The organism is Pseudomonas sp. S2_E02 (assembly GCF_054668355.1).
The window spans coordinates 1,116,539-1,139,767 of record NZ_CP162761.1 but is presented as its reverse complement, the minus strand read 5'-3'; the positions used below and the strand labels follow the sequence as shown (position 1 = coordinate 1,139,767).

Genomic DNA, 23,229 nt, shown 5'->3' with positions numbered 1-23,229 from the left:
GACCGGCCGCACTTCGCATGACTTCAGTGAAAGACGTTGCACAGCTGGCCGGCGTGTCCCTGATGACGGTGTCTCGAGCGCTCAATAGTCCGGAAAAACTGAGCCCCGAAACCCTTCTACGGGTGCGTCGAGCCATTGATGAACTGCAATTCGTACCCAGCCTGTCAGCGCGCAAGATGCGCGGTGACAACCTCCAGTCGCGAACCATCGGTGTGTTCGCGCTGGACACTGCGACCACGCCCTTCGCGGTCGAGCTGCTGCTGTCCATTGAGCAGACCGCGCAACAGGCCGGTTGGAATGTCTTTATCCTCAACCTGCTAAGCAACCCGCCCACCGACCAGAACATCGATCTGATGCTGTCGCACCGTCCGGACGGCTTGATCTTCAGCGCCATGGGGTTTCGCCAGGTCAGCATTCCCGAGCGCTTGAAGAGCAAACCTCTGGTGCTCGCCAATTGTCTGGCAGATGACAGCAGCCTCGTCAGCTATGTACCCGACGACGAAATGGGCCAGTATCGCGCCGTACACCACGCGTTGAGCCTCGGCTACAAGCGTCCTTTGTGTATCAATCTGCCGAAACAGAGTCTGGCATGGGGGCTGCGACAAAAAGGCCTGCAGCGTGCCTGTCAGGCATTCGGACTGGCGCCGGACACGCTCCTGCAATACGACCTTTCCGATCATGATGCCTATGGTGAAACAGCCGCTATCCTCGACCGGCATGTCATTGATGGTCGCCCCCAATTCGATATTTTGATCTGTGGCAACGACCGCATTGCCTTTTGTGCCTATCAGTTGTTGTTGGGGAGTGGCCTGAAAATTCCCGACGATGTCGCCGTCCTCGGCTACGACAACATGATCGGCATTGCCGAGTTGTTCATCCCGCCGCTGACCACCGTGCAACTGCCGTACTACGACATTGGGCGCCAGGCTGCACGGCATCTGATCGAGACCCTGGAGCTTTCGGGAACCCAGCGAGTTGACTGTCCATTGGTGGTCAGGACATCACTGTAAGAGTGGGTCAGCTCGCTGAGAGCACGCTTTTGATTTACCGAGTGGAATCAGAAATCCACCGTCGCTGAAAGCAGATAAGTTCTCGGTGTCGACAACGTCAACCCCGGTTCACTGTCATCCGAAGCGCCTGCTGAACTCCAGTAGCGTTTATCCAGCACGTTCTCGACGTTGGCGCGCAGGGTGATGGTTTTCTCATCGACCTTGAAGGCGTACCGCGTACCCACGTCAAAGCGCTCCCAGGAGTCGATTTCCTTGTTGTTCGACTGATCCAGATACTGCGAGCTGGAATAAATGCCGCGCCCGCTCAACGTCAGGCCCTGCACCGTCGGCACGTCCCACTCGGCGCCGAGATTGACGTTGTATTTCGGCGTGGCCGGCGCGCGATTGCCGTCGAACGTGCCGTTGGTGGTGTGGGTCAGCTCGCTGTCGATGTACATCACGCCGCCGAGCAACCGAAGGCCTTTGAGCGGTTCGCCAAACATGCTCAGCTCCACGCCGTTGTTCTGTCGTTTGCCGTTCGGGCCGAAGACCCGGGTCGTGGCGTTGGTTTCATAGGCGGGTTGCTTGATCCTGAATACTGCTGCCGTTAAAGCATACGAACCGGCGTCGTACTTGGCACCGATCTCGACCTGACGGCTGATAAACGGCGGGAAGATTTCGTCTTCGTTCACTGACGTTGACGGCGCGATCTTGCCCTGGCTCAGGCCTTCCATGTAGTTGGCGTAGAGCGACAGCTTGTCAGTCGCCTTGAACAGAATGCCGCCCGAGGGCGAAACCTTTTCCTCGTCGTAAGCCGTGTCGCCTTTGACGTCATCGCTCCAGTCATCGACTTTCACTCGTTGCCAGCGGGCGCCGAGGGTCAGCAGCAATCGATCATCGAAAAAGCCCAAGGTGTCGGATAACGCCACGCCGCTGAAGCGGTTTTCCGTGTAGACCTTGGCGTCATAGCGCGTCGGCGTGCCGGGTTTCGCGGTTTGCACCGGGTCGTACAGGTTGCTGCGACCGGCCGCGTAACGCGCGCCGCCGTTCTCGAAATCCATATAAAAGTAGCTGGCCGCCAGATTGACTTCATGGCTCACCGGCCCGGTATGGAACCAGTTGCGCACGCCGGCCGTTGCGGTACGGACATTCTCGTCGCGGGTGAAATCACGCGGTTGAACGCTGAAATCACCGGCATCGTTGGTCACGGAAACCGCATGCCGAAGGAAGTCATGATTGCTTTTGCGAGCACCGACACCGCCGTAGACCATCACCGAATCACTGACATCAAACTCAGCGTTGAGCGTGCCGAAGGTGTCCTCGGTTTTCGCCTGAGTCCACGGTTGCGCGTAGTTGCGATGCACCTTGTTCGCGCTCGGAACCTTGGCATTGGCCGCGACCTGCACGCGCTCCTGCGGCGCGTCGGTATCGCGTTCGGTGTGGCCGATATCGGTCGAAAATCGCAAGCGCTCACCGCGAAAATCCAGGCCGAGCACGGCCATGTCGCGGTCGACACTTTGATGATCCCACTCGGTATCACCGGACTGCTTGACGCCGTTGAAACGCAAGCCGAACTGATTGTCCTCACCGAACCGCCGGCCGACATCCACCGCGCCGCCAACCTGATTGTTCGACGCATAGTTGGCCGTCAGCGAGGTGATCGGTTCGTCGGTGGCACGCTTGGGCACCACGTTGATGCCCCCGCCCACGCTACCCCGTGGCGAGATGCCGTTGATGAGTTGGCTCGGGCCTTTGAGAATGTCGACGCGATCGGCCATTTCCATGTCGATCGTGTAAGTCGGCAAAACACCGTAGAGGCCGTTATAGGCCACGTCGCTGTTGAACAGACTGAAACCACGGATAGTGAATTGCTCGTAACGGCCACCGGCCGGGTTGGTCGCGCGCACCGACGGGTCGCTGGCGATCAGATCGCCCAGCGTGCGGGCCTGTTGGTTTTTCACCGTCTCGCTGGTGTAGGTGGTCATGCTGAACGGGGTTTCCATGAAGTCTTTCGACCCCAGCAAACCCTGCGAGCCACGCCGCGCGACTTGGCCGCCGGCAAACACATCGGCATCGCTGGAACCGGTGGCGCCGAGAATCGACGTCGGCGCCAGTTGCAGGCTTCCGGCCTCCGCTGCGGGCACCAAGGTGTAAGCGTGCTCACCCAGCGGTTGCAGTTGCAAACCAGAGCCGAGCAACAACCGGGTGAACCCCTCCTCCACGCCAAACTCGCCGGACAAACCATTGCTGTTGCGCCCGCTGACCAGCGCCGGATCCACCGACAGATTGACCCCGGCCAACCCGGCAAACCGAGTCAGCGCGGCACTCAGGCTGCCGGCCGGTACCTGATAACTGCGCCGGGCGTCTTCGGCCCAACTGGTCTGGATCAACACGGGGCTGGCACTCAGGCTCAGCAAAAGGCTCAACTGCAACAACGGACGCAAACGACTTGGAAATACTGCGGGCATTGGAAGACGCTCTCGATTTGTTCACTTGCCTGGAATGACCAGCGAGGCGAAAAAAAGGGACAGGCTTCAGACGAATTTTTTCGCGGCGTCAGCGTTACCCAGAAACGCGTGCGCGAATGCACCTCCAACGGCAGGCTCGCCGCCAGCAGCGCCAGCACTTTATCGGTGTCGTCGAGACGGAAACTGCCGGTGACACGCAGACGTTCAAGTCCCGGCTCCCAGCGCAGAAGCCCCGAGCGATAACGGCTCAACTCGCGAAGAAAATCCCCCAACGGCTGGTTTTGCGCCATCAACACACCGTCACGCCAGCCCGGCATTTTGGCGTCGAACAGCGCGACCGGCCCGGCGCCGGAAGCGTGCAGATTGACCTGTTGCCCGGCGCTCAACCAAAGTGCCGGCCCGCGCAACGGCTGCAATTGCACCGAGCCGCTGACCACCGACACGTTGCAGTCACGCTCGTTGAGGCGCACGCAGATTTCGCTGCGGCTGACAACGATCCGACCGTACGGCGCGTTGACCGTCAACGCCGTGCTACCCGGAACGTTGAGCGCCATTTCGCCGCGCACCAACGTCAATTGACGGCTGGCCAGATCGACGTTCACCGCACTGGCGGTGTTCAGTTGCAAGGTGCTGCCGTCGGCCAGCCGTGTTCGCTTGTGCTCTCCGGTGGAAGTCTGCAAATCCGCGCGCCAGACGTCGAGCGGCAACTGGCGACTGATCAGCCACGCCGCAGGCACCAAAGCCGCCAGCCCCAGCGCCCTTTTCAATGCTGCCCGCCGCGCCAGATCCGGGCGATCGAGTGTGGCCATGGCCAATTCTGCTGGCAGACTGGAAAAGCGCTGACGCAACGATTGAAGCTTCTGCCAGGCGTTTTCATGGCGGCTATCGCTGTCGCGCCAGTGCTTCAGTCGCACGTGATCGGCTTCACTGGCCTCGCCGGATTCGAGCAATGCCAACCACTGTGCGGCGGCACGGGCGACTTCACGCGCTTCGTTGCCGGGCGCGACACGCATCATAGATCCAACATCAAACAATGCTCGTAAGCCTGCGCCATATAACGTTTTATTGTGCGTTCTGAGACCTGCAAGCGCTCGGCGATTTCGCGGTAACCGAGGCCTTCAAGCTGACTCCACAAAAACGCCCGGCGCACAGCCCGGGGCAAACCATCGAGCAGTTCATCCAGCGCTTGCAGGGTTTCCAGCAGCAGCCAACGTTGTTCGGGCGACGGCACGCATTCTTCGCGCAACTGCGCGAGGGCTTCGAGATAGGCCTTTTCCAGGCTGCGGCGGGTGTAGAAATTGCTCAGCAGGCGTTTGCCCACGGTCAGCAAATACGCGCGCGGTTCACGCATGTCGGCAATCGGCTGAGCGCTGCACAGCACGCGCAAGAACGTGTCCTGGCTCAGGTCCGCCGCATCCCAGGCATTGCCCATGCGCCGGCGCAGCCAGGTTTCCAGCCAGCCTCGGTGATCGCGATACAGTTCGTGCAGGTGCTGCGGCGATGGCGTCGCTGCTTCAGTCATCTCAAGAGTCCTGCGCGAAGTCAGTTTCAAATGAGAGTGATTCTATTTAACTTCAGCGCCGAGACAAAGCCTTTTTAACCGCGACGGCATTCATGAGCGCTTCAAGGTCTCGCTCGGCAACTCCTTGAACAACGCCCGGTAACTGCTGGAAAACCTTCCCAAATGCCAGAACGACCAGTGCATCGCGACCTCGGCCACGGTGGTCTCCGTCGGCCGGCGCTTGAGCAATTCACGGTGTGCGCTGTTCAACCGGCGCAGGCGCAGCCAGTGACTCGGGGTCATCCCGGTGTAGGCCTTGAATGCCTGCTGCAATTGGCGCAACGGCACGCCTGCCACGTGTGACAGCTCAAGCAGATTGACGGTGTCTTCCGGCGAATCCGCCGCCCACTCCCCCACCCGTTTCATGATCATCCGCTCTTCGCTACGCCGCTGTAATCCGCCGCGATCGAGGCTGGTGTGAGCGTTGTCGAGGATGAACAGGCAGTCTTCAAGTAGCTGCTGCGTCAGCGACTCTTTATCAAGCAGATCAATAGGTTGCGACAACTTCGTGAGAGTTGAGCTTAACCAGCGACTGAACAAAGCGTTCTGTCCGCAATTGAGTTGCGTCATGAACAACCCTTCGAGTTTCGCCACATTCAGACCGTGCTGACGGACAAACTCCGGACCGAACACCACGGCGATTTCCTGGTAGTTCTCCGGGGTGATCCAGATGTTGCGGCTCTCTTCATTGAGCAGATACAGCGCGTTGTCGCTGCGATCGAAACAGAACGCCAAAGCACCCGATGGCGCGCTGAAGTTCTGCTCGACGCGGGTGTTCATCTGCTCTTCGTAGACCTCGACACCCTGCAGATCCAGATAGCGGATCTGCCCGGCGAAATGGCCCGGCGACATTTGTTGGTAATGCTGGACCCAGCCCGGTGTGGCGCGGACTTGCTCGGCCACATCGGCGGTGTTGAACGCTTGAACCTGGAGCGAATTGCACGTTGTCATGGGGTGACCTTGCGCACTCTTTTGGTGCGCTTTGGTGCTGCTTAAAGTGGATAGATGGAACTGCAAGGCTCGCCCAAGATAGTCGTCAACGCGCCACAGGGGAAGGGGCGGAAGATGAAACCCGCCCTCCCCGGCGTCTATAAAACCAATAACGAGGTCTTTATGAATGCCCCTTTCGATCAGCTGTTCACATGGCTGAAAGATCACAAGATTACCGAAGTTGAATGTGTGGTCAGCGACCTGACCGGCATTGCCCGCGGCAAGATCGCACCGACCAACAAGTTCCTGCATGAGCGAGGCATGCGCCTGCCGGAAAGTGTGCTGCTGCAAACGGTAACCGGGGATTTTGTCGACGACGACATCTACTACGACCTGCTCGATCCTGCCGATATCGACATGGTCTGCAAGCCAGTGGCTGACGCGGTCTACGTGATTCCATGGGCGATCGAGCCGACCGCCATCGTCATCCACGACACCTTCGACAAGTTCGGCAACCCGATCGAACTGTCGCCGCGCAACGTGTTGAAGAAAGTCTTGCAGCTGTACACCGACAAAGGCTGGAAGCCGATTGTGGCGCCGGAAATGGAGTTCTACCTGACCCAACGCTGCGAAGACCCGGACTTGCCGCTGAAGGCACCGCTCGGCCGCTCGGGCCGTGCTGAAAGCGGTCGTCAGTCGTTCTCCATCGACGCCGCCAACGAATTCGATCCCTTATTCGAAGACGTCTACGACTGGTGCGAACTGCAAGGCCTGGACCTCGACACGCTGATCCACGAAGACGGCCCGGCGCAGATGGAAATCAACTTCCGTCATGGCGACGCACTGGATCTGGCCGACCAGATCACCGTGTTCAAGCGCACCATGCGTGAGGCAGCGCTCAAGCACAACGTTGCGGCGACGTTCATGGCCAAGCCGATCGGCGACGAGCCTGGCAGCGCCATGCACATTCACCAGAGCGTGGTGGACATTGCCACGGGCAAACCGATCTTTGCTAACGCTGACGGGCAGATGAGCGAACTGTTTCTGCACTACATCGGCGGTTTGCAGAAATACATCCCGAAAGTGCTGCCGATGTTCGCGCCGAACGTCAACTCGTTCCGCCGCTTCCTGCCGGACACCTCGGCGCCGGTCAACGTCGAATGGGGCGAAGAAAACCGCACCGTCGGCCTGCGTGTGCCAACGTCTAGCCCGGAAGCCATGCGCGTGGAAAACCGTCTGCCGGGCGCCGATGCCAACCCGTACCTGGCGATTGCCGCGAGTTTGCTCTGCGGTTACATCGGCATGGTTGAAGGCATCGAACCGAGCGCTGCGGTCCATGGCCGTGCTTACGAGCGCCGCAACCTGCGCCTGCCGATCACCATCGAGGAAGCGCTGACGCAAATGGAAGAGTGCGAGATCGTTGCGCAGTACCTGGGCGACAAGTTTGTCCGTGGCTACGTCGCGGTGAAACGTGCCGAGCATGAAAACTTCAAGCGCGTGATCAGTTCGTGGGAGCGTGAGTTTCTGATGCTGAGCGTCTGAGCAAAGCCAAAAGATCCCCTGTGTCGATCGTTCCCACGCTCTGCGTGGGAATGCAGCCCGGGACGCTCCGCGTCCCATCCAAAGCCGAACGCGGAGCGTCCGTTGAGGCATTCCCACGCAGAGCGTGGGAACGATCATTATAAGAAGAGGTGTCGAAATGCGTCTGTTGAAATCCGTACTCCCGGTTGCCCTGAGCGTGCTGTTTAGCGCTGTAGCTCACGCCCAGCCGACGGTCAGCGTCTACAACTGGACCGATTACATCGGCGAAACCACCCTCGCCGACTTCCAGAGCAAATCCGGGATCAAGGTGATCTACGACGTTTTCGACTCCAACGAAACCCTCGAAGGCAAACTGCTCGCCGGTCGCACCGGCTATGACGTAGTAGTGCCGTCCAACCACTTCCTCGCGCGTCAGGTGAAGGCTGGCGCGTTCCTCAAACTCGACCGTTCGCAACTGCCGAACTGGAAAAACCTCGACCCGAAACTGCTCGAGCTGTTGGAGAAAAACGACCCGGGCAACCAGCATTCGGTGCCGTACCTGTGGGGCACCAATGGCATCGGCTACAACGTCGACAAGGTCAAGCAAGTGCTGGGCATCGACCACATCGATTCCTGGGCCGTGCTGTTCGAACCCGAGAACCTGAAAAAACTCACCCAGTGCGGCGTGTCGATGATGGACTCCGCCGACGAAGTCTTCCCGGCGATGCTCAATTACATGGGCCTGGACCCGCGCAGCGAAAACCCGGAAGACTATAAAAAGGCTGAAGCGAAACTGCTCAGCATCCGTCCGTACATCACCTATTTCCATTCCTCGAAATACGTGTCGGATCTGGCCAACGGTGACATCTGCGTGGCCTTCGGTTACTCCGGCGACGTATTCCAGGCCGCCAACCGCGCCAAGGAAGCCAAGAACGGCGTGAACATCGCTTACGCCATTCCGAAGGAAGGCGCCAACCTCTGGTTTGATCTGTTGGCCATCCCCGCCGATGCGAGCAACACCAAAGAAGCCCACGCCTTCATCAATTACCTGCTCGATCCGCAAGTGATCGCCAAAGTCAGCGCTTCGGTGGGTTACGCCAACCCGAACCCGGCCGCCAAGCAATATATGGATCAGGCGCTGGTCAACAATCCTGAGGTGTATCCGCCTCAAGAAGTCCTCGACAAGCTCTACATCTCTACCACCCCGCCTCAAGCGATCATGCGTCTGATGACTCGGTCCTGGAGCAAAGTGAAGTCGAACAAATGAATCAGTACACCCAAGAACACGCTCGCTCCTACTACGCTGCTTCGGCGCGGGCGACCACACCTTATCCGGTATTGGACGCTGACCTGACAGCCGATGTCTGCGTGATCGGCGGCGGGTTCACCGGGGTCAACACCGCCATAGAACTGGCTCAGCGCGGATTGTCGGTGGTGTTGATCGAAGCCCGGCGCATCGGCTGGGGCGCCAGCGGGCGCAACGGCGGTCAGTTGATTCGCGGGATCGGTCATGAAGTTGAAGGCTTCGCCAAATATGTCGGCCAGGAAGGCGTGCGTTATTTGCAGCGCGCCGGCATCGATTCGGTGGAACTGGTGCGTCAGCGCATCGGCGACAACGGCATCGAATGTGATCTGCGCTGGGGCTTCTGCGATCTGGCCAATACCCCGGCGCAGTTCGCGGCCTTCAAGGATGAGCTGGTCGACCTCGCCGAACTCGGTTATGCCCACGAAACCCGTCTGATCGGCCCGGAGCAGATCCGCCAGCAAGTGGTGAATTCCGACATCTATGCCGGCGGACTGGTCGACATGGGTTCCGGGCACCTGCACCCGCTGGATCTGGTGCAGGGCGAAGCGCGACTGGCGGCGTCACTCGGCGTGCGAATTTTCGAGCAGAGTGAAGTGCTGGAAATCATCCACGGCCCGACCGTGCAGGTGCGTTGCGCCAAGGGCTCAGTGCGTGCCGGCAGTCTGGTGCTCGGCTGCAACGCGCATCTGGACGACCTCGAACAACAACTCAGTGGCAAAGTCCTGCCCGCCGGCAGTTACATCATCGCCACTGAGCCATTGTCCGAAGAACGCGCCGCGCAACTGATCCCGCACAATCTGGCGGTGTGCGACCAGAAAGTCGGCCTCGATTACTACCGGCTCTCGGCGGACCGGCGCCTGCTGTTCGGCGGTGCCTGCCACTATTCCGGGCGCGATCCGGCGGACATCGCCGCTTACATGCGCCCGAAGATGCTCAAGGTCTTCCCGCAACTGGCCGACGTGCGCATCGATTACCAGTGGGGTGGGAAGATTGGCATCACCGCCAACCGCTTTCCGCAGGTCGGCCGGCTCAAGCAGCACCCGAACGTGTTCTATGCGCAGGGTTATTCCGGCCATGGCCTGAACGTCACGCACTGGTGCGCGAAACTGCTCGGCGAGGCAATTCATGCCGGTCACAGCCAAGGCATGGACGTGTTCAGCGGCGTGCCGCACATGACCTTCCCCGGCGGCCCGGCCCTGCGCTCGCCGCTGCTGGCACTGGGGATGTTCTGGTATCGCCTGCGGGAAATGCTCGGCTGACAGCACAAACCGCGCTGACACGATCTAATCGTTCCCGGCTTTGATCGTTCCCACGCTCTGCGTGGGAATGCCTCAAGGGACGCTCTGCGTCCAGTGACGCGGAGCGTCACGGGCTGCATTCCCACGCAGAGCGTGGGAACGATCAGGTCGCGGCAGGTGAGCTATACACATTTGCTCTATCGCCAAGCACTTCTATATTGATGAGGTGCTTTGGCGTTCCTGACGCTCAGTGCCCAATCAATCGAGGAGGACATGGATGAAGTCGTCAGCCACCGACGAGCCGCGAGCACCAGGCCAAGCCCTAGTCAAAACCCGCCGTTTCAGCATTTCACTCGTCTGGATCGTGCCGATAGTGGCGGTTCTCGTGGGCATCTCGCTGGTGGTGCACAACGTGATGCAGGAAGGGCCGACGATCATCGTCAACTTCAAGACCGGCAGCGGCCTGACGGCCAACAAGACCGAGGTCAAATACCGCAACGTGGTCATCGGTCAGGTGACAGACGTCGAGTTGAGTAACGACCAGAAAAGTGTCGACGCCACCATCAAACTGTCCAAACAGGCGGAAACCTTCACGCGCGAAGACTCACAGTTCTGGGTGGTTCGCCCGCGCATTGGCGCCGGTGGCGTTTCGGGTATCGACACCCTGCTTTCCGGTGACTACATCGGTGCCGACATCGGTCAGGCCGACAACCGCGCCAAACACTTCAAAGGTCTGGAAAACCCGCCGCCGATCACCTACGGCGAACCCGGCAAGCGCTTCATGCTGCATGCACCGGACCTCGGTTCGCTGGACATCGGTTCTCCGGTTTATTACCGCAAGATTCCGGTCGGTCAGGTCGTCACCTACGCCCTCAATCCCGAAGGCAAAGGGGTGGACATCGAGGTGTTCATTCACGCGCCGAACGACGCGTTCGTCACTGAAAATACCCGCTTCTGGAATGCCAGCGGCATCGACATCAATGTCGGTGCCAACGGCTTTGCCGTGAAGACCGAATCGCTGTCGACGATGCTGGTGGGCGGTATTGCGTTCCGCGCTCCGGATTACAGTCCCAACGATGTGGCCGCCGCTGACGACAAGGATTTCGAACTGTTCGCCGACCAGCAGAGTGCCCTCGCGCCGCCGAACGGCAAGGCGCAATACATGGTGCTGCGATTCGACCAGTCGCTGCGCGGACTCAAGGTCGATGCGCCGGTCGAGTTCCTCGGTATGGAAATCGGCCGGGTCGTGGGCATCAACCTCGATTTCGACGCAAAAAAACGCACCTTCCCGCTTAATGTCGGCATCGTCATTTACCCGCAGCGTCTCGGTCAGGCCTACAAAAAGATGCTCACCGAATTCAAGCACGACCCTAACGACGAAGCCGCTGGCATCCGCCTGCTGGGCACTTTCGTCGATAATGGCCTGCGTGCCCAGGCCCGCAGTGGCAACCTGCTGACCGGCCAGTTGTACGTGGCACTGGACTTCTTTCCGAAAGCGGAGAAAGTCGCGTTCGATCCAAGCGCTCGTCCGGTCGTTCTACCGACCGTTCCGGGCAGCCTCGAACAGTTGCAGGAAAAACTCGAAGCGATGGTCGACAAGCTCAACAAACTGCCGGTTGAACGGATTGCCGGTAACCTCGACAGCAATCTGGTCGAGCTGCGCAAAGGCCTGAGCCAGTTCAACGCCAAGACCCTGCCGGGCGTGCAGAGCACCCTTGCCGACGTCAGCAAGACCTTGCAGTCCGCTAGCTCGACCCTGGCCGAAGATTCGCCACAACGCGAGAAACTCACGGAAACCCTCGACGAACTCGGGCGCATGTCGCGCTCGCTGCGTGAGCTGTCGGATTACCTGGGCCGACATCCGGAATCGCTGATTCGCGGTCGTCCCGATAACGCCGCGCCGCTGGATCTGAAAGGGCCACCACGCAATTGAGCACAGGAGCTACCACAATGGCTTTACCGCTGAAGATCACCGTGCTCGCTGCCGTGTTGCTGTTGGGCGCCTGCCGCAGCGACCCGATCAGCTTTCACACCCTGACCCCGGTGCAACTGAGTAACAAGGGCGGCGGCACGCAGATTCCGATCGAAGCCCTCAGCGTTCCGCCACAGGTCGACCGCGCGCAAATCGTTATCCGCCAAGGCAACAGCGGCCTGGCGATTCTGGAAACCGATTGGTGGGGCGCGACACTTGCCGATGAGCTGCGCGGTGCGCTGAGCGATCAATTGAGCAATACCGGCGGCCAGGGCGCTGCCTCGGTACGCATCGAAGTGCAGCGCTTCGATTCGATCCCGGGGCAGTACGCCTTGATCGACGCCAAATGGCGTCTGCGTCCATCAGGGGCGACCGACAGTGGACTGCTGACCTGCCGCTCGACCTTGCAAACACCTTCAGGCCCGAGCATCGATGAGCTGGTGACGGCCCAGCAGAACAACGTCAAACGCCTGGCTGCGGCGATCAGTCAGGCTGCCGGCAATCCGCGCGGCTGCCCGCCCGCGTCCTGAATCAGCGTCACAGTAAAGCGACAGCCATTCGGCTCACGGGTGGTGAGTTTCACCTGCCATTGTTGCTGGCTGCAGATCCGCTGCACCAGTGAAAGCCCCAAGCCGAGCCCTTCGCCGCGCTGTTCGTCACCGCGCACGAAGGGCTGGAACATCGCATGGCGCTGTTCTTCCGGGATACCGATGCCGCTGTCTTCCACCACGAAGCTGTTTTCCTGCAAGGTCAGTCGCACAAAACCGTGGTCGGTGTAATGCCAGGCGTTGCGCAACAGGTTGCCCATCACTGATTGCAGAAAGGTCAAGTTGAAGCGTCCGGCGCCGGCGTGCTGCGGATCGTAGACAAACTCCAGGCCTTTTTCGCGGATCAAGCGGCCCCACACCTCTGTCTGCGCATCGGCAATCTCCTTCAGTGTGCAGGTGGACTGCACGCGGACTTCTTCGGGTTTGCGCGCCAGCATCAGAAAGGTTTCGACCAATTGGCGCATCTCGTGGCTGGCCCGGGCAATCCGGCTGACTTGCGCCGTCGAGCGGGCATCAAGCGACGGATTCGCCAGCAGCAACTCACAGGACGTGCTCAGCACCATCAACGGCGTGCGCAGTTCATGGCTGACATCGCTGGTGAACAGTTTTTCCCGGCTCAAGGTGGCGCGCAGACGTCCCAACGTCTGATCGAACGACAGCGCCAGCTCGCCGACCTCATCAGCGGCGTAATCGGGATGCAACGGCGGCGCCACCTCGATGAGCTGATCGCGGTGGCGCACCTGGCGGGCCAGACGAATCACCGGCGCCATGACCCGTCGCGCCAGCAAGCGGCCCAGAATAATCGCCAGAATCACGCTGAGGATGAACCCGACAATCACCACAATAAACAGCAGATGCTCACGTTGTTCGAGGCTTTCCTGATCCCGCAGCAACACGTATTTGCGCCCGCCAACGGCTTCGACCATGGCGTAGAAAGCGTCACCGTGAAAAGTGATTTCCTGAAAGCCCAAGGGCAGCGCCGCCAGTTGCCGGGTCAGTGCCAACGGCCCCTGGCCACCCTCGAAAAAAAACAATTCGCCCTTTTCCGGGGCGTGGCTCCAGTGACTGATGTCATCCATTGCCAATAAACGGCGTAGACCTCCGCTTAGCGTGGTGGTGGTCAACTTGCGCTCGACCACGTGCACGCTGGCGACGATCCCCAACGCAAACACACCGGCCACAAGAGCACTCATCAGGGCGAACACGATCACGATCCGTTTTGTCAGGCTTTGCTTGAGATCCATGCGTTCGAACGACTCCTGAGTGTTTATCCGGCTAGCCCGGCGCTATGCCGTTGCGTGACAGCCTGAGCTTCACCGCAACGATGGAGACTTGTTAAGGCCCCTCGATAAACAAAAACAACAATTGAGTTTGTTTATCAAATAGGCGCTTTAGTTTGTCCGAAGTAACTTCTGGCAATTTTTTCACATGTTCTTCACCGCGCCCCGACGACCTTGAACGTAGTGTTCAGCCAGCATTCAAGTAAACAGTCGTAAAGTTGCTCGCTGCCCAAGCCTTGCGTTGCACTGAATGAACTATCTGGCGTTTAAAGAGGCAACATTGTGGCGCAATTATTTCAGTTGAAACATTTATTTCGGTACCGGCGTACGCCGCGCTTTCGGCTATGGGTTGCACTGGTCTGCGTCGTGCTTGTGGCCATTCTGGTCAGCGGGTTTGTCTGGTGGCCACGCTCACCGACCGACCTCGATCATGCCGGGCACAGCACCACCGCTGAATGGATAAAAGCCTGGCGGGCCGGTGAAGTCGTTGCGCTGGTGCGACACACCGAACGCTGCGATCGTTCGAGCAATACCTGCCTGGGCCCGGCGGACGGCATCACCGAAGTGGGCAGCCGTGCGGCGCAAGCGGTCGGCCAAGGCTTCGTCAGACTGGGCATGCAGCAGGCCGTGGTGTTGAGCAGCCCGCTGACCCGCACGGCGCAAACCGCGCACTACATGTTCGGCCACGACGCCAGCGCCGAAGACTGGCTGGCCACCTGTGGCCCGACACTTCGCGATGACATCGTCGCGCGCAAAGTGGCGCAGCAGAATCTTGTACTGGTCACGCACAGCGGCTGTATCAGTGATTTTGAAAAACAGACCGGTTTTCCTCACGCGATTGCCGCCGAGTATGGAAGTACCTTACTTGTACGAATTGATGATCGGAAACAACTTACAGTGCTGGGCATTATCAATACACCGTTCTGGCAGATATTAGACGTTACACATAAACAATGAAAAAACCGCCACGGCTTCTAGTGTTTTAAGCCAGATACTATTTATTCGCCCCAAGGCTCAGTCATGACGTCCGATACCCCTCCGTTGCGCCACGCTGCCCGTCATTTGATGCAACCTCCCTCGCTGATCGAACGCTGGGCGATCCCTGGGTTGATCCTGGCGTTTGTGCTGTTTTATCTGTTGCCGCTGATGAGCCACGGTTTGTGGATTCCCGACGAAACCCGTTACGGCCAGATCAGCCAGGAAATGCTGCTGAGCGGCAACTGGGTCGCGCCGCATTTCATGGGCATTCGCTATTTCGAGAAACCGATTGCCGGATACTGGATGATCGCCATCGGCCAGGCGATTTTCGGCGACAACCTGTTCGGTGTGCGCATCGCTTCGGCGGTGAGTACGGGCGTCAGCGTCTGGCTCGCCTATCTGTTGGCACGCAGGCTCTGGAACAACCCGCGGATCAGCGCGGCATGTGCCTTGCTGTACATGAGTTTTGGCCTGATCGCCGGTCAGGCAGGCTACGCCAACCTTGATCCGCAGTTCACCTTGTGGGTCAACCTCAGTCTGGTGGCGGTGTGGTTTGCCATCGACAGCACCACCCCCAAGGCCCGTCTCGGCAGTTGGGCATTGCTCGGCGCCGCTTGTGGAATGGGCCTGATGACCAAAGGCTTTCTGGCCCTGCTGCTGCCGGTGCTGATCGCCCTGCCCTACATGATCTGGCAACGCCGTTTCAGCGAACTGCTGCGCTACGGCCCGGTGGCGATACTGGTGGCCGCATTGGTCAGCGTGCCGTGGGCACTGGCGGTACACGTGCGCGAGCCGGACTTCTGGCGGTTTTTCTTCTGGCATGAACACATCCGCCGTTTCGCCGCTGGCGATGATGCCCAGCATGCACGGCCGTGGTGGTTCTATCTGCCGTTGCTGTTTGCTTCGACGTTGCCATGGGCGCTGTTGTTGCCGTCGACGCTGATTCGTACCTGGCGTGAAAAACGCGAGGCAAAAACCGCGTTTCTGGCGCTGTGGTTTGTGCTGCCGCTGATCTTTTTCAGTCTGAGCAGCGGCAAGCTGCCGACCTACATCATGCCGTGCCTGTTTCCTCTGGCCCTGCTGATGGGCTACACCGTGGTCAACTGGCTGGAGCAGCGCAACACGCAGGTTCTGCGCCTGAACGGCGTGATCAATACCGTAATGGGCAGCGTTGCCCTGATTGCGCTGATCTACCTGCAAGCGAGCAAGGAACTCTACGAAAACACCGACATGTTCAGCCTGTCGCTGGTGTATATCGTGCTGATCGGCTGGATCATCGCCAATGCCCTGCAAGTCATGCGGCCGCTGACGATGTGGGCCATGCCGGCGCTCGGCATCGGTCTGCTGATCGCCTTGCTGCCCGCCGCAATGCCGGCGCAAATCGTCGACAGCAAGATGCCCGACCAGTTTATTGCCGAGCATCAACAGGCCTTGAGCGAAGCGTCCTCGCTGTTGAGTAATGACCTTGGCGCCGCGTCGGCCTTGGCCTGGCGTCTGAAGCGGCCGCAAGTGGATCTGTTCAATACCGTCGGTGAACTGAAATACGGCCTCGACGATCCGGCCATGGCTGCCCGCAAGGTCGGTCTGGATGATGTCGGCCAATGGATGACCGAAGCGCGCAAAAAAGGCTCGGTGGCGGTGGTGATGCGCGTCAACAGCACCCAGGAAGCGCAGGAAATCGAGCTGTTGCCGGCTGACGGCAAGCATTACCAGCGCGGCAATCTGCAGATCTACATTTTCGCCAAGCGCCAGCCATGACCGCAACGGCCAAAGAACGCAGGGCGTTATGGATTCTTCTCGCAGCGACTGCGCTGATGTTGCTGCTTGGGCTGGGCAGCCGCGAACTCTGGGGCGCGGAAACCCGCTGGGCCAATATCGCGTTGCAGATGCTGCAAAGTGGTGATTACTTCGACCCGTATCTCAAGGGCGATCCGTACTACGACAAACCATTGCTGTCGTACTGGCTGATCACCGCGACGTCCTGGCTGACCGGAGGCCTGGGGCCGTGGTCATTGCGCTTGTCGTCGGTTATTTCGGCGTGGATCAGCGTATGGCTGGTGTACCTCTTGGGCGAGCAATTGTTTCGCAAAGGCACCGGGCTGATTGCCGGATGGATGTTGGCGACCACATTCTATTTCGTCTTCTGGGCGCGGGTCGCGACGGCCGACATCCTCACAGTCTGCGGTGTTCTCGCGGCGGTGTGGTGGTATTGGCGTGGGCCGGATGACACCCGGCTCTGGCGCTATGGGGTGTTTTTTTGCCTGTTGGCGCTGACATCACTGTTCAAGGGCCTGATCGGTTTCATCCTGCCGGGGCTGCTGCTGTTGCCGCATCTGCTGCAAGACGGACGCTGGAAACGCCATCTCAATCGGCGCCTGTGCGCCGCGCTGCTGATCGCCGGGGCGTTCTATGGGTTGCCGTTCCTGCTCTCGCATATTTATGGATCCCCCGACTACCGGCAAAGCGGTCTGGAACTGGTGTTGCGGGAAAACGTCGTGCGGTTTTTCCAGCCGTTCGACAACATCGGCCCGATCTACACCTATTTGTTGTACTTGCCGGTCTACACCCTGCCGTGGGCGCCGTGCTGGATCATCGCCCTGTGGGTGGCGCTGCGAAACTGGCGAAACATTGAGCCGGACACCCGCTGGCTGATTCAGGGTCTCGGCCTGTTGCTGCTGTTTTTCACCGCCAGCGGCAGCCGACGCAGCTATTACGTGTTGCCTCTGGTGCCGTTCGCGCAACTGCTCGGTGCGTGGTGGATTACCCGCCGGATGGCCGCGCGCAACCTTCAAGGGCGTGGCTTGCACGTCGGCTTTGCGATCGCCACGGCGGTCATGGTCGGCGTGCTCGGTGTGTTGTATCCGTGGACCAACAGCGGAGGCGGCGTGATCCGCTTCGGTGAAACGGTACGCGAACAGGCCAGCCAGCAGGCACCGTTGAGTCAGTGGCGTATGGTCATGATCGAGGTCGACAACAAAGTCCCGATGTACCTGCAAACCGGCGGTGCGCCCTTCTACTACGTGCCGGAAACTGCGGACTTTCCGCGTACCGGCAACAGCGCGGCGTTATTAGCCTGGCTGGAGCGCAGCAGCGGTCAGCACTGGGACGCGCAACACACCATCATTGTTGCCCAATACCGCAGTGGTGATCCGCTGCCACTCGACTACCTGAGCGCCGATCACCGGGCCATCAGCACCACGCCAACCCGCGGCGAACAGGTGTTCCATGGCCGCACCGACCAGAGCGTCGCCTACATCCCCAATCCCTCCTGAATAGCTGACGCGGAATGACGCACGGCAACCGTGCGTCACCGAGTCGCTGCTAATCTGAATGGCAATGACATGTATTAACGGTTTGTTTGACGTTTTTTTCTCATTTGCCTCTCTACATTGCCTGCGGCTGAATATCTGCAAATCATTCGCATTGCAGTCTGCCCGCGAATGCCTGCCCATAACGTCTAAAAAATCTGGAGCGTTACCGTTATGAATCCAAAGGTCCCGTCCTTTCTGAAACGCGCATTGCTGGTCAGCGCCCTGCTCAGTGCCGGTCAGGCGTTTGCCGCTGACAGCGTTGGCCTGCTGGTCTACAACGCCCAGCATGAAAGCCTGACCAAAGCCTGGGTCGCCGGTTTTACTGAAGAGACCGGGATTCCGGTGACGATTCGCAATGGCGATGACACCGAAATGGGCAACCAGATCGTGCAGGAAGGCGCGGCCTCGCCGGCAGACGTGTTCCTCACCGAAAACTCACCGGCGATGGTGTTGGTCGATAACGCCAAACTGCTCGCCCCGATTGCACCCGCCACGCAGCAACAAGTGGACGCGGCGTACCGCCCGGCTCATGGCCAATGGATCGGCATCGCCGCGCGTTCGACGGTGTTCGTCTACAACCCGGCGAAACTCGCGGAAAAAGACCTGCCGAAATCCCTGCTCGACCTGGCTAAACCGGAGTGGAAAGGCCGCTGGGCTGCTTCACCCGCTGGTGCGGACTTCCAGGCCATCGTCGCGGCCGTGCTGGAACAGAAAGGCGAAACGGCTACCCTCGACTGGCTCAAAGGCATGAAAGCCAACGCTAGCGTGTACCGCGGCAACAGCGCCGTGCTCAAAGCGGTGAACGCCGGGCAGATCGACAGCGGCGTGATCTACCACTATTACAGCTTCGTCGATCAGTCCAAGACCCGCGAAAACAGCCAGAACACCAAGCTCTACTACTTCAAGCACCAGGATCCGGGCGCGTTTGTCAGCACTTCCGGCGCGGGCGTACTGGCCTCCAGCAAACATCAGGAAGAGGCGCAGAAGTTCGTCAAATACATCACCGGCAAAGAAGGCCAGGAGATTCTCCACAGCGGCACCTCGTTTGAGTACGCGGTCGGCAAAGACGCGCCGTCCAACCCGAAACTGACGCCGTTGAAGGATCTCGACGCGCCTACAGTCGACGCGTCGAAACTCGACAGCAAGAAAGCCGTCGAGCTGATGACCCAGGCGGGAATCCTGTAAGTGCTCCCCGAAACCCTACCCGCGCAGGTTGCAGTGACCGCCTCCGCGAGCCTTAGACTTAAACCCCGCGCCCTCACCGGTCGCGGGGGCTCGTGGGTGGTTGCGCTGGCGATCGGTGTTTCATTACTGTCGCTGCTGCCGATCGCGTTTGTCCTCGGCGTGTCGTGGGCCACCGGTTGGGCAACCATCGAAGCCTTGGTGTTTCGTCCACGGGTGGCGGAACTGCTGATCAACACCGTGTTGCTGGTGTTGATCACCTTGCCGCTGTGCATTCTGCTCGGCACTGCACTGGCATGGCTGACCGAACGCACCGATCTGCCCGGTCGACGCCTATGGTCATTGCTGGCCGTGGCGCCACTGGCGATACCGGCGTTCGTGCATAGCTATGCGTGGGTCAGCCTGATTCCATCGATTCACGGTTTATCGGCCGGCGTGCTGGTGTCGGTGATCGCCTATTTTCCGTTTCTCTACTTGCCGATTGCCGCAACCTTGCGCCGACTTGATCCGGCGATCGAAGACGTCGCCGAATCCCTCGGTCTCAAGCCCTGGGCGGTGTTTTTCCGGGTGGTGTTGCCGCAGTTGCGCCTGGCGATCTGTGGCGGTGCGTTGCTGGTCGGGCTGCATTTGCTGGCCGAATATGGCCTGTACGCGATGATTCGTTTCGACACGTTCACCACGGCGATTTTCGATCAGTTCAAATCGACCTTCAACGGCCCGGCAGCGAACATGCTGGCGGGCGTTCTGGCGTTGTGCTGTCTGGCGATGCTCACCGCCGAATCCGCCGCCCGGGGCAAGGCGCGCTATGCGCGCGTGGGTTCCGGCAGTGCCCGCGAACAACGCACGGTTCGGCTCGGTCGTGGCAGCGTGATCCTCGGGCTCGGTCTGCAAGTGCTGACCTGCCTGCTCGCCCTCGGCGTGCCGCTGCTGACATTGAGTCGCTGGTTGATCGCCGGTGGCTGGGACGTGTGGGGCGGCGACGAACTGTTGCCTGCGCTGCTGCAAACCCTGTCGTTTGGCGTCGCCGGTGCGCTGTTGACCAGTCTGGCGGCGATTCCGATTGCCTGGCTGTCGATCCGCGCGCCGGGCAAATTGCAGCGTCTGCTCGAAGGCTGCAACTACATCACCAGTTCCCTGCCGGGGATTGTCGTGGCGCTGGCACTGGTCACCGTGACCATCCATTTCGCCCGGCCGATCTACCAGACCACCATCACCGTGCTGCTCGCCTATCTGCTGATGTTCCTGCCACGCGCACTGGTCAGCCTGCGTGCCGGTTTTGCCCAGGCGCCAGTAGAACTGGAGAACATTGCGCAAAGCCTCGGCCGATCGCCCCTGCGCGCCTTGTGGCTGATCACCTTGCGCCTCGCGGCACCGGGCGCTGCCGCCGGAGCCGCGCTGGTGTTTCTGGCGATCACCAATGAACTGACCGCGACCTTGCTGCTCGCCCCCAACGGCACCCGTACGCTGGCCACCGGCTTCTGGGCGATGACCAGCGAAATCGATTACGCCGCCGCCGCGCCTTACGCACTGTTGATGGTGCTGCTTTCGCTGCCGCTGACGGCCCTCCTCTATCACCAATCCAGGCGCACCGCTGGCCGATGAACGCACTCGAACTGATCTCCCTGAACAAGTCCTTTGGCGCCCAGAAAGCGCTGGATGACATTTGCCTGTCAGTGCCGACCGGCAGCCGCACGGTGATTGTCGGCCCGTCCGGCTCCGGCAAAACCACGCTGCTGCGGATAATTGCCGGGTTTGAATTCCCCGACGCCGGCAGCCTGACCCTCAACGGTCAGGTGCTGGTCGACAGCACCCATGCGGTGCCCGCCTACCAACGGCAGATCGGCTATGTTCCGCAGGACGGCGCGTTGTTTCCGCACATGACCGTCGCCGCCAATATCGGGTTCGGCCTGGCACTGACCGGCGCAGCCAGACACGAGCGGATCAAGGAGCTGATGGACAGCGTCGCGCTGGACGCCAACATGGCCGAGCGTTGGCCCCATGAACTGTCGGGCGGCCAGCAGCAACGGGTGTCCCTCGCTCGGGCCCTCGCGCAGCAGCCACGGCTGATGCTGCTGGATGAACCGTTTTCCGCCCTCGACACCGGCCTGCGCAGCGCCATGCGCAAAATGGTCGCGCGTTTGCTTGAGGACGCCGGCGTCACCACGATTCTGGTGACCCACGATCAGGGCGAAGCGCTGTCCTTTGCCGATCAGTTGGCAGTGATGCGCGGCGGGCGGCTGGTGCAGTCCGGGCATCCGATGGACCTTTACCGCTTTCCCCGCGACGAGCAGACCGCACATTTTCTCGGCGAAGCCGTAGTGATGCCGGCACGGATCGAATCCGGTCTGGCCCACTGCGATCTCGGTCAGGTGCCGGTGAACAGCAACGGTTTCATTGGCGACGCGCAGATCATGCTCAGGCCCGAGCAGTTGCAGTTGTCTGGCGCCGTAGTCGGCACACAAGGCTGCCCCGCCGTGGTCACTGAGCGCGATTTTGCCGGCAACACCTGCACCCTCACCGTCGAACTGCGCTCGCCGATCACTCAGGATCCCGGGCGGTCGCTGCTGGTGCGCAGCTCCGGCATGCACGCGCCGCCTGCTGGCAGCGACGTGCAGTTATCGGTGCTCGGTGCGGCGCATCTGTTCGCCGCGTCCTGATTACAGATCGAAGCGATCCACCGCACGCCGCCGCTCGTTGTCATCACGCACATCGTAGTTGGCGGTGGTCTGGATGTTGCTGTGGTGCGCGAGTTTCTGCGCGATCGACAGATCATGTTCCTCGATGACCCGCGTGATAAACGAGCGACGGAAGTCGTGCGGCATGATCTTCACCCCGACCTGCGTGCCACGCTGACGGGCGATGTAGTAGATCGCGTGTTTGGTGATACGCTCGCGGGTGATGTGGCTGCCGCGACGGATGCGGTTGAACAGAAAGGCATCGTCGCGCTCGCCTTCCTTGAGCTGCGAGCGCCGCAGTTCCAGCCACGCATCAAGTTTGGCGAATGCCCAGGCCGGCGCGTACTTGATCAGTTGTTTGTTGCCTTTGCCGGTGACGGTCAGGCTGCGCTCAGTGAAGTCGACCTGATTCAAGTCCAGGTCCACCGACTCCGATTTGCGCATGCCGGTGCCGTACAACAACGCAATCACCGCTGCGTCGCGCAGCCCTTGCGGACGCGGATCGGCGGCGCAGACTTCCATCAATTCGTGGATCAAGGTGCGCTTCAAGTTGCGCCCCTGGGACAAGCGCGTGCCGGCAATGGCTTTGACCGAACGCATTTTCAACAAATGATCCTGAGAGATCAGGCTCATGCGCCAGGCTTCATTCATCACACCGCGCACGGCATTCACATAAAGCGAAGAAGTGTTGGGCGCATAGTTGTCTTCGCGCAAAGCGGCGACCAGCGCAACAACATCTTCAGGTTGTAATGCGTGCCAGGGAATATCCTCGACATTCATGTCTTCAAAGCCGAGGCGGTCGGCCGCATCCTGCAAAACATAGCGCATGGTCAGCTGGCTGGAGGGGGCCAGGCGCGCCAGATACAGGGTCATCGGATTGGTTTGGCGGGTTTGCAGCGGTACAACGGACAAGTCAGTCAAACGTAAAGGCCTTGAGTAAAAACAATTCAACACACCAACTAATAACTGCAACATTCCCAGTGTAAGGGGAACACTTCTGTAGGACTTTTCTACTAAAAATGACGATAAGCGGCAGAAGTCTGAACAGTGGCTGTATGGGGTTCAGATAAACGATTCGCCGACCGGTTTTTCATGTTCCTTTCACAAAAACGGGCATAACCTTAATTCCAACAGATCCCGTGTCGGCGCCGTTCAAACTGCCGCGCGAAGCCACAAAAGTCAACCGAACCCCGACGGTAAGTCTTTTCAGCAACTTATTGATGCAAAGGTAATTTTTGCGTCTACGCTGAGATTGGATCCTACCCGGTGA

The 23,229-nt window shown here is 59.9% G+C and carries 18 protein-coding genes; 12 read left to right on the top strand and 6 right to left on the bottom strand.

The genetic code is table 11. The features are described 5' to 3' along the window. Window positions 1-17 precede the first annotated feature (17 nt). Complete coding sequence (locus AB4O01_RS05045; RefSeq protein WP_460090871.1) at window positions 18-1,010, top strand: LacI family DNA-binding transcriptional regulator; 993 nt, start codon at window positions 18-20, stop codon at window positions 1,008-1,010. Window positions 1,011-1,057: 47 nt separating this feature from the next. Here the strand turns inward: AB4O01_RS05045 and AB4O01_RS05040 are convergent, their stop codons facing one another. From AB4O01_RS05040 to AB4O01_RS05025, 4 genes are all read right to left on the bottom strand, one after another. After that, a complete protein-coding gene (locus tag AB4O01_RS05040; protein WP_460090870.1) occupies window positions 1,058-3,457 on the bottom strand; it encodes a TonB-dependent siderophore receptor in 2,400 nt (799 codons plus the stop codon). Beyond that, window positions 3,412-4,473 (bottom strand): FecR domain-containing protein, encoded by a 1,062-nt coding sequence (locus tag AB4O01_RS05035; protein WP_460090869.1) that lies wholly within the window; start codon window positions 4,471-4,473, stop codon window positions 3,412-3,414. The genes AB4O01_RS05040 and AB4O01_RS05035 overlap by 46 nt, the downstream gene beginning before the upstream one ends. Further along, window positions 4,470-4,979, bottom strand: coding sequence for a sigma-70 family RNA polymerase sigma factor (locus tag AB4O01_RS05030; protein WP_460090868.1), 510 nt, complete (start codon window positions 4,977-4,979; stop codon window positions 4,470-4,472). Before AB4O01_RS05030 ends, AB4O01_RS05035 begins: the two co-directional genes overlap by 4 nt. Window positions 4,980-5,069: 90 nt before the next feature. Then, window positions 5,070-5,969, bottom strand: coding sequence for a helix-turn-helix domain-containing protein (locus AB4O01_RS05025; RefSeq protein ID WP_116256184.1), 900 nt, complete (start codon window positions 5,967-5,969; stop codon window positions 5,070-5,072). 162 nt (window positions 5,970-6,131) lie between these two features. On the opposite strand from AB4O01_RS05025, the gene AB4O01_RS05020 reads away from it, so the two are divergent. From AB4O01_RS05020 to AB4O01_RS05000, 5 genes are all read left to right on the top strand, one after another. Next, on the top strand, window positions 6,132-7,490 hold the full coding sequence (locus tag AB4O01_RS05020) for a glutamine synthetase family protein (protein WP_460090867.1): 1,359 nt from the start codon (window positions 6,132-6,134) through the stop codon (window positions 7,488-7,490). Window positions 7,491-7,647: 157 nt separating this feature from the next. Further along, window positions 7,648-8,736: a polyamine ABC transporter substrate-binding protein gene (locus AB4O01_RS05015; RefSeq protein WP_093432666.1), complete on the top strand. Its 1,089-nt coding sequence runs from the start codon at window positions 7,648-7,650 to the stop codon at window positions 8,734-8,736. Continuing rightward, window positions 8,733-10,034, top strand: coding sequence for an NAD(P)/FAD-dependent oxidoreductase (locus AB4O01_RS05010; RefSeq protein ID WP_460090865.1), 1,302 nt, complete (start codon window positions 8,733-8,735; stop codon window positions 10,032-10,034). The genes AB4O01_RS05015 and AB4O01_RS05010 overlap by 4 nt, the downstream gene beginning before the upstream one ends. Window positions 10,035-10,290: 256 nt before the next feature. Continuing rightward, entirely contained in the window at window positions 10,291-11,946 is a 1,656-nt protein-coding gene (locus AB4O01_RS05005) for a PqiB family protein (protein ID WP_460090864.1), read from the top strand. 17 nt (window positions 11,947-11,963) lie between these two features. Beyond that, complete coding sequence (locus AB4O01_RS05000; protein ID WP_460090863.1) at window positions 11,964-12,515, top strand: PqiC family protein; 552 nt, start codon at window positions 11,964-11,966, stop codon at window positions 12,513-12,515. Here the strand turns inward: AB4O01_RS05000 and AB4O01_RS04995 are convergent. After that, window positions 12,473-13,777: a sensor histidine kinase gene (locus AB4O01_RS04995; protein WP_460090861.1), complete on the bottom strand. Its 1,305-nt coding sequence runs from the start codon at window positions 13,775-13,777 to the stop codon at window positions 12,473-12,475. The genes AB4O01_RS05000 and AB4O01_RS04995 overlap by 43 nt on opposite strands. Before the next feature lie 402 nt (window positions 13,778-14,179). Here AB4O01_RS04995 and pmrG point away from each other — a divergent pair, with 402 nt between their 5' ends. From pmrG to AB4O01_RS04965, 6 genes are all read left to right on the top strand, one after another. Continuing rightward, window positions 14,180-14,770 (top strand): lipopolysaccharide core heptose(II)-phosphate phosphatase PmrG, encoded by a 591-nt coding sequence (gene pmrG / locus AB4O01_RS04990; protein WP_460090860.1) that lies wholly within the window; start codon window positions 14,180-14,182, stop codon window positions 14,768-14,770. Window positions 14,771-14,833: 63 nt separating this feature from the next. After that, the gene (arnT, locus tag AB4O01_RS04985) at window positions 14,834-16,549 is read left to right on the top strand and encodes a lipid IV(A) 4-amino-4-deoxy-L-arabinosyltransferase (RefSeq protein WP_460090859.1); all 1,716 of its coding nucleotides are present in this window, start codon (window positions 14,834-14,836) and stop codon (window positions 16,547-16,549) included. Further along, window positions 16,546-18,063 carry an ArnT family glycosyltransferase gene (locus tag AB4O01_RS04980; protein WP_460090858.1) on the top strand — a complete coding sequence of 506 codons (1,518 nt, stop codon included), beginning with the start codon at window positions 16,546-16,548 and terminating at the stop codon, window positions 18,061-18,063. Before arnT ends, AB4O01_RS04980 begins: the two co-directional genes overlap by 4 nt. A 210-nt stretch (window positions 18,064-18,273) precedes the next feature. Beyond that, complete coding sequence (locus tag AB4O01_RS04975; protein ID WP_460090856.1) at window positions 18,274-19,287, top strand: iron ABC transporter substrate-binding protein; 1,014 nt, start codon at window positions 18,274-18,276, stop codon at window positions 19,285-19,287. Then, window positions 19,288-20,886 carry an ABC transporter permease gene (locus tag AB4O01_RS04970; RefSeq protein WP_407047299.1) on the top strand — a complete coding sequence of 533 codons (1,599 nt, stop codon included), beginning with the start codon at window positions 19,288-19,290 and terminating at the stop codon, window positions 20,884-20,886. After that, the gene (locus AB4O01_RS04965) at window positions 20,883-21,941 is read left to right on the top strand and encodes an ABC transporter ATP-binding protein (RefSeq protein ID WP_093432691.1); all 1,059 of its coding nucleotides are present in this window, start codon (window positions 20,883-20,885) and stop codon (window positions 21,939-21,941) included. The genes AB4O01_RS04970 and AB4O01_RS04965 overlap by 4 nt, the downstream gene beginning before the upstream one ends. Here the strand turns inward: AB4O01_RS04965 and AB4O01_RS04960 are convergent, their stop codons facing one another. Beyond that, entirely contained in the window at window positions 21,942-22,832 is an 891-nt protein-coding gene (locus AB4O01_RS04960) for a site-specific integrase (protein WP_049802099.1), read from the bottom strand. It abuts the gene before it with no gap. Window positions 22,833-23,229 lie beyond the last annotated feature (397 nt).